Genomic DNA, 7495 nt, shown 5'->3' on the forward strand with positions numbered 1-7495 from the left:
GCGGCGGGCCCCGGCCGGGGCACGGCGGCCCCGGTGCGCAGGGCGACCCGCTGGAGTTCGTCTCGCGCGGCCCCCAGGAGATCGGCGCGATCGGCGCCGAGGTGCGGGACGGCACCATCGCGCGCGCCCTGGTCAGCACCGAGGGCGACGGCGACGGCGGCACCTCGCTGCCGGACGCCGAGCCGCTGGACGCGGCGCAGGTCGCCGCGCTCGCGGGCGTGACGAAGGACGGCCGGCCGCACGACGTCGACGTCCCCGGACTCGGCGAGTACCGCATGACGTACGCGAGCGGCGTCAACGGCGACTTCGTCGTCGGCATCCCGACCGACGAGGTCCGCAACACGCTCAGCACGCTCGTCGTCGTCGAGGTCAGCGTCACCGCCGCCGGTCTGGTCGCCGCGTCGCTCGCCGGCGCCGCCATGGTCGGCGTCGCGCTGCGCCCGCTGCGCAGGATCGCCTCCACCGCGACGCGCGTCTCCGAACTCCCCCTGCACAGCGGCGAGGTCGCCCTGCACGAGCGCGCCCCCGACGCCGATCCGCGCACCGAGGTCGGCCAGGTGGGCGCGGCCCTCAACCGCATGCTCGACCACGTCCACTCCGCGCTCGACGCGCGCCAGCGCAGCGAGCAGCGGGTGCGCCAGTTCGTCGCGGACGCCAGTCACGAGCTGCGCACCCCGCTCTCCTCGATCCGCGGCTACGCCGAACTGACGCGCCGGGGGCGGGAGTCCACCGGACCCGACACCCGGCACGCGCTCGGCCGCATCGAGTCCGAGGCCGAGCGGATGACCGGCCTGGTGGAGGATCTGCTGCTGCTCGCGCGGCTGGACACGGAACAGCCGCTCTCGTACCAGAGCACCGATCTCGCGCCGCTGGTCGTGGACGCGGTCAGTGACGTCCGCGCGGCCGGGCCCGACCACGTCTGGCGCCTCGACATCCCCGGGCCCGACGAGCCCGCCGTCGTCCGCGCCGACCCCGCCCGCCTCCACCAGGTCGTCGTCAACCTCCTCGCCAACGCCCGCAGCCACACGCCGCCGGGCACGACGGTCACGGCCCGCGTCCGCGGGGACGGGCCGCGTGTGCTCCTGGAGGTGCGGGACGACGGCCCCGGCATCGCGCCCGAGCTGCTGCCCACCGTCTTCGAACGGTTCGCCCGCGGCGACGCCTCCCGCTCGCGCCACGCGGGCTCCACGGGCCTGGGCCTCGCCCTGGTCCGCGCGATCGTGACCGCGCACGGCGGGACGGTGGCCGTCGACAGCGTGCCGGGCCGGACGGTGTTCACCGTCACGCTTCCGGCCGCCCCCGGCGCCCCGGCAAGCGCCTCACCGACGGCTCACGGATCCACCTCACAGCCGGGCCACAGCCTCACCACACAGCCCTGACAGTCCCCTTGGCGAGTGTCGGTCGCATGCCGACCGACTCTGCCACGGACGACTCGTCGTCCCCGGGCGTCCTGCCGTCGCGGGACCATCTGCCCGCCGCCTGGCGCGACGTGCCCGTCCTGGACGTCGTGATCCCCGTCCACAACGAGGAGAAGGACCTCGGGCGGTGCGTCCTGCGGCTGCGGGACCACCTCGTCCGGACCTTCCCGTACCCCTTCCGCATCACGGTCGCGGACAACGCGTCCGTCGACCGCACCCCGCAGGTCGCGGCCGGACTCGCCGCCTCCGTGGCGGAAGTGCGGCACGTCCGGCTCGACCAGAAGGGCCGCGGCCGCGCGCTGCGCACGGTCTGGTCCGCCTCCGACGCACCGGTCCTCGCCTACATGGACGTCGACCTCTCCACCGACCTCAACGCGCTGCTCCCGCTGGTCGCCCCGCTGATCTCCGGCCACTCGGACCTGGCGATCGGCTCGCGGCTCGCGGGCGGCTCGCGCGTGGTGCGCGGTCCCAAGCGGGAGTTCATCTCGCGTACGTACAACCTCATCCTGCGCGGCTCCCTGCACGCCCGCTTCTCCGACGCCCAGTGCGGGTTCAAGGCGATCCGCGGCGACGTGGCGCGGGAGCTGCTGCCGCTGGTCGAGGACACGGGGTGGTTCTTCGACACCGAGATGCTGGTGCTCGCCGAGCGGGCCGGGCTGCGCATCCACGAGGTGCCGGTCGACTGGGTCGACGACCCCGACTCCACGGTCCACCTGGTGCGGACGGCCACCGACGACCTCAAGGGCGTGTGGCGGGTGGGGCGCGCGCTCGCGGTCGGCGCGCTGCCCCTCGACCGCCTCGCGCGCCCCTTCGGGGACGACCCGCGGGACCGGCAGCTCACCGGGGTCCCCGGCGGCCTGGCCCGCCAGCTCATCGGCTTCTGCGTGGTCGGCGCCCTCTCGACCCTCTTCTACCTCCTGCTCTACAGCGGTTTCCGTACGTTCACGGGGTCGCAGGCCGCCAACGCGCTCGCCCTCCTGGTCTCGGCGGTCGCCAACACGGCGGCGAACCGGAGGCTCACCTTCGGGGTGCGCGGCCGGGACCGCGCGGTCCGCCACCAGGCGCAGGGCCTCGTCGTCTTCGGCATCGGCCTCGCCCTGACCAGCGGCTCCCTCGCGGCGCTCGGCGCGGCGTCGGGCGATCCGGCGCACTCCACGGAGCTCGCGGTCCTGATCGCGGCGAACCTCGCGGCGACGGTGCTGCGGTTCCTGCTGCTGCGGGCGTGGGTGTTCCCGGACCGCCGCGAGACCCGGGTGGCCCAGGGCACCCGACGCCCCGCGTACGACGTCACGCACGCGTACGACGTGCGGGAGCCCGCGTACGACGTCACGTCCGTGCACGACACCCGGGAGCCCGCGTACGACATGACGCCCCCTCTCGGCACCGGCACCACCACCGACACCACCACCCCCACCCCGCACGGCACTCCCATCCCGCACGACGACCACACGAGGAACGCACGATGACGACCACCTCCCCCACGGCGGCGCCGCTCCCCGCGGCGTCGGACGGGGCCGCCCACCGGCGTTCCGGTGCCCTGCCCGCCCGGCTGTGGCGCGGCCGCCCCGACGACCCCCGCTGGGCGCGCCCCGCGCTGCTCGGCCTGCTGCTCGCGACCGCGGTGCTCTACCTCTGGAACCTCAGCGCGTCCGGCTACGCCAACTCCTTCTACTCCGCCGCCGCCCAGGCCGGCAGCCAGAGCTGGAAGGCCCTCTTCTTCGGCTCGCTCGACGCGGGCAACGCGATCACCGTCGACAAGCCCCCGGCCGCGCTCTGGCCGATGGCGCTCTCCGTACGCGTCTTCGGGCTCAGCTCCTGGGCGGTGCTCGCCCCGCAGGTCCTGATGGGCGTCGCGACGGTCGGCGTGCTGTACGCGGCCGTGCGCCGCCGCTTCAGCCCGGCGGCGGGCCTGATCGCGGGCGCGGTGCTCGCGCTGACCCCCGTCGCCGCGCTGATGTTCCGCTTCAACAACCCCGACGCGCTGCTCGCGCTCCTGATGACCGTGACCGTGTACTGCGTGCTGCGCGCGCTGGAGCACGGCCGCACCACGTGGCTGGTGTGGGCGGGCGTCGCGGTGGGCCTCGCCTTCCTCGCCAAGACCCTCCAGGCCTTCCTGATCCTGCCGCCGCTCGCGGTCCTGTACGCGGTGTGCGCGCCGGTGGGCCTGCGCAAGCGCTTCGGCCAACTCGCCCTGGCCACGGGCGCGATGGTCGTCGCGGGCGGCTGGTGGGTGGCGATCGTGGAGCTGTGGCCCACGTCCTCCCGCCCCTACGTCGGCGGCTCGCAGCACAACTCCTTCCTGGAGCTGACCTTCGGCTACAACGGCCTCGGCCGCATCAACGGCGAGGAGACCGGCAGCGTGGGCGGCGGGGGCCGGCCCGGCGGTGGCGGCGGTCAGTGGGGCGAGACCGGCCTCGGCCGGATGTTCGACTCCGAGGTGGGTGCGCAGATCTCCTGGCTGCTGCCGGCCGCGCTGCTCCTCCTGGCCGCGGGCCTCGTCCTCACCCGCAGGGCCCGCCGCACGGACACCGCGCGGGCGGCGTTCGTGGCGTGGGGCGGCGCGCTCCTGATGACGGCGGCGGTCTTCAGCTTCATGGCGGGGATCTTCCACCAGTACTACACGGTGGCCCTGGCCCCCTCCATCGCGGCGCTGATCGGCATGGGCGCCACGGTCCTGTGGGAGGAGCGGGCCGCGCGGTGGACGAGCGCGGTGCTCGGCGTGACGACGGCGGTCACGGCGGTCTGGGCGTGCGTCCTGCTCGGCCGCACCCCGGACTACCTGCCGTGGCTGCGCTGGGCGGTGCTCGTCGTGGGCCTCGCGGGCGCGGCGGGCCTGCTGTTCGCGGGGCGCCTCGGGCGCCGCCTGGCCCTGGCGGCCGTGGGGCTGGGCCTCGCGGCGGCGGTGGCGGGACCGGTGGCGTACACGCTGTCGACGGTGGACAGCGCGCACACGGGCTCGATCGTGACGGCGGGCCCGGCGGGCGCGGGCGGCATGGGCGGCCCCGGGGGCGGCGGAGGCAGGCCGGGCGGTGGCGGCGGAATGCCGCAGCCGCCGGGAGGCCGGCAGACAGGCCAGCAGGGCAACAACGCGCAGGGCCGGCCGCCCACGGGCGGGATGCCGACGGGCGGAATGCGCGGCGGAGGCGGTGGAGGCGGCGGCATGGGCGGCCTCCTGAACGGCGCGCAGGTCTCCGCCGAGGCGAAGAAGCTCCTGGAGGCGGACGCCGACGACTACACCTGGGCGGCGGCGACCATCGGCTCGCAGAACGCGGCGAGCCACCAACTGGCCACCGGCGAGCCCGTGATGGCGATCGGCGGCTTCAACGGCAGCGACCCGTCGCCGACGCCCGCGCAGTTCAAGCGGTACGTGGCGGACGGCGAGATCCACTACTTCATCGCGGGAGGCATGGGCGGTGGCATGGGCGGCGAAGGAGGCCCCGGCGGCGGAGGAGGAGACGGCAGCGGCACCGGTGCGTCGATCACGTCCTGGGTCGAGTCGACGTTCACGAAGGTGACGGTGGGCGACGCGACGTTCTACGACCTGACGCAGCCGAAGAAGTGACCTGACACGACACGGCAGAACGCCTTGGGCGCCGCCCTCTCCAAAAATCCTTGTACGCCGTATGGGGACTGTTCTACGGTGTACGTCGCACAAGCCTCGTACACCGTAGAACGAGAGAGAAGGCTGCATGACGGCGACGACTGCCGAGCACCCCACCGCCTCCCGAAGGCACCCGCAGCGCTGGCTGATCCTCGGCGTCATCTGCCTCGCCCAGCTCACCGTGCTGCTCGACAACACCGTCCTGAGCGTGGCGATCCCCTCCCTCACCCGGGAGCTGGACGCGTCCACCTCGGACATCCAGTGGATGATCAACGCGTACTCCCTGGTCCAGTCGGGCCTGCTGCTCACCGCGGGCAGCGCCGCCGACCGCTACGGCCGCAAGAAGCTGCTGGCGGCGGGCCTCGCCCTGTTCGGCATCGGCTCGCTGGCCGCCGGGCTCGCGCAGAGCTCCGCGCAGCTCATCGCCGCACGCGCGGGCATGGGCATCGGCGGCGCGCTGCTGATGACCACGACCCTCGCCGTCGTCGTGCAGATCTTCGACGACGCCGAGCGCGTGAAGGCGATCGGCCTCTGGGCGACCGTCAACTCCCTCGGGTTCGCGGCCGGTCCGCTGCTCGGCGGCTTCATGCTGGACCACTTCTGGTGGGGCTCGATCTTCCTGATCAACATCCCCGTGGCGCTGCTCGGCCTCGTCGCGGTCCTCAAGCTGGTGCCGGAGTCCAAGAACCCGCAGGGCGACCGCCCCGACCTCCTGGGCGCGCTGCTCTCGACGATCGGCATGGCCGCGGTGGTCTACGCGATCATCTCCGGCCCCGAGCACGGCTGGACGTCGGGACAGGTCCTGGTGTCGGCGGCGGTCGGCGTGCTGGTCCTCGGCGCCTTCACGCTCTGGGAGCTGCGCATCCCGTACCCGATGCTGGACATGCACTTCTTCCGCAACCAGCGGTTCGTCGGCGCGGTGGCGGGCGCGATCCTGGTCGCCTTCGGCCTGAGCGGCTCGCTCTTCCTGCTGACCCAGCACCTCCAGTTCGTCCTCGGCTACGAGCCGTTGGAGGCGGGCCTGCGCACGGCGCCGCTCGCGGTGACCATCGTGGCGCTCAACCTCGCGGGGGTCGGCGCGCGGCTGCACGCCACGATGGGCACGCCCGTGACGATCGCGACCGGCATGACGCTGCTCGCGGCCGGCCTTTCGGTGATCGCCGTGCTCGGCGGCGACGACTACAGCGGGATGCTGGCGGGGCTCGTCGTGATGGGCGCGGGCATCGCGCTCGCCATGCCCGCCATGGCCAACGCGATCATGAGCGCGATCCCGCCGGAGAAGGCGGGTGTGGGCGCGGGCATCAACGGCACGCTCGCGGAGTTCGGCAACGGCCTGGGCGTCGCCGTCCTCGGCGCGGTCCTCAACTCCCGCTTCGCGGCGCTCGTGACGGTCTCCGCCGTGTCGTTCCCCGCGGCGATGGCGGCGGCGGGATCGGCGGGCGAGCGGGAGCGGATCGCCGACGCGTTCGCCTCCGGCCTGGAGACGAGCCAGTTGGTGGGCGCGGCCGCCGTGTTCGTCGGAGGCGTACTCGCTGCCGCGTTGCTCTGGCGGGCGGAGCGGGGAGACTCCGCGGGTAAGGCATCGGCATAGCATCGTGGAGAGGGCGGACCACTTCCTTCCGGGACCGCCGCCCTCTCTTCGCCCCACCCCGGAGGGCCCGTGCCCAGGGCCCGAGGAACGACCAGGAAGGTGCGCCATGGTCAAGGCAGCCGGCCGCACGAAGAACCCGGCGCGGACGAGTGTCTGGCTGCAGGGGAAGGCGCCCCGCGGCGGGGGCCGCAAGGGCGATCAACCGAGCGGCCTGGACCGGGACCGGATCACCGAGGCGACGGTCCGTCTCCTGGACACGGAGGGGCTCGCCAGGTTCTCCATGCGCAGGCTCGCGGGGGAGCTGAACGTCACGGCGATGTCCGTCTACTGGTACGTGGACACGAAGGACGACCTCCTGGAGCTGGCGCTCGACGCGGTGTTCGGCGAGATGGAGCTGCCCGATCCGGAGGCGGCGCCGGAGGCGTGGCGTGAGCAGCTGCGGGCGCTGGCGGAGGAGTACCGGACGGCGCTGAACCGTCACCCGTGGGTGTCGCCGCTGGTCGGGCGGTTCCTCAACATCGGGCCGAACTGGCTGGCCTTCGCAGTGGCGATCCAGCAGGCGGTACGGAACACGGGGTTGCCCGCGTACACGCAGAACGGGGCGATCTCGGCGGTCTTCCAGTTCGTGTACGGCTTCGGGACCATCGAGGGGCACTACGTCGCGCGGTGCGCGGAGGCGGGGATGTCGCCCGAGGAGTACTACCGGGAGGCGATCGGGACGGTGCGGGGGGAGTTGGCGGAGCACGGGGTTCTGGAGACCGCGAGTGAGTTGATGGCGGCGCGGGCGGGGGACACGGTGGCGGAGATGTGGCAGCGGGACTTCACGATTGCCCTCGATCTGATGATCGCGGGCATCGAATCCCTCCTGGCCCACCCCCGCCCCTG

General features: G+C 73.7%; 5 protein-coding genes. All 5 read left to right on the top strand.

Features of this window, described 5'->3' with window-relative positions; genetic code table 11:
* On the top strand, positions 1-1379 hold a 1379-nt coding region (locus AOK22_RS24195; protein WP_107102017.1), incomplete at its 5' end, for a sensor histidine kinase.
* A 26-nt stretch (positions 1380-1405) separates the two neighbouring features.
* The gene (locus tag AOK22_RS24200; protein ID WP_079036783.1) at positions 1406-2884 is read left to right on the top strand and encodes a bifunctional glycosyltransferase family 2/GtrA family protein; all 1479 of its coding nucleotides are present in this window, start codon (positions 1406-1408) and stop codon (positions 2882-2884) included.
* Positions 2881-4980 carry an ArnT family glycosyltransferase gene (locus AOK22_RS24205; RefSeq protein ID WP_055700818.1) on the top strand — a complete coding sequence of 700 codons (2100 nt, stop codon included), beginning with the start codon at positions 2881-2883 and terminating at the stop codon, positions 4978-4980. The genes AOK22_RS24200 and AOK22_RS24205 overlap by 4 nt, the downstream gene beginning before the upstream one ends.
* Before the next feature lie 127 nt (positions 4981-5107).
* Positions 5108-6610, top strand: a complete 1503-nt coding sequence (locus AOK22_RS24210) for an MFS transporter (RefSeq protein ID WP_055700819.1) — start codon at positions 5108-5110, stop codon at positions 6608-6610.
* A 106-nt stretch (positions 6611-6716) separates the two neighbouring features.
* Positions 6717-7495: TetR/AcrR family transcriptional regulator (locus AOK22_RS24215; protein WP_055700820.1), on the top strand; the 779-nt coding region annotated here is incomplete at its 3' end.

It is taken from the genome of Streptomyces silaceus (assembly GCF_001419745.1).
Lineage (GTDB): Bacteria > Actinomycetota > Actinomycetes > Streptomycetales > Streptomycetaceae > Streptomyces > Streptomyces silaceus.

What these genes read in the sequence shown, in the direction of transcription:
- AOK22_RS24210 (WP_055700819.1), top strand. Translation starts at nt 5,108, where the DNA reads ATGACGGCGACGACTGCCGAGCACCCCACCGCCTCCCGAAGGCACCCG.
- AOK22_RS24200 (WP_079036783.1), top strand. Translation starts at nt 1,406, where the DNA reads ATGCCGACCGACTCTGCCACGGACGACTCGTCGTCCCCGGGCGTCCTG.
- AOK22_RS24205 (WP_055700818.1), top strand. Translation starts at nt 2,881, where the DNA reads ATGACGACCACCTCCCCCACGGCGGCGCCGCTCCCCGCGGCGTCGGAC.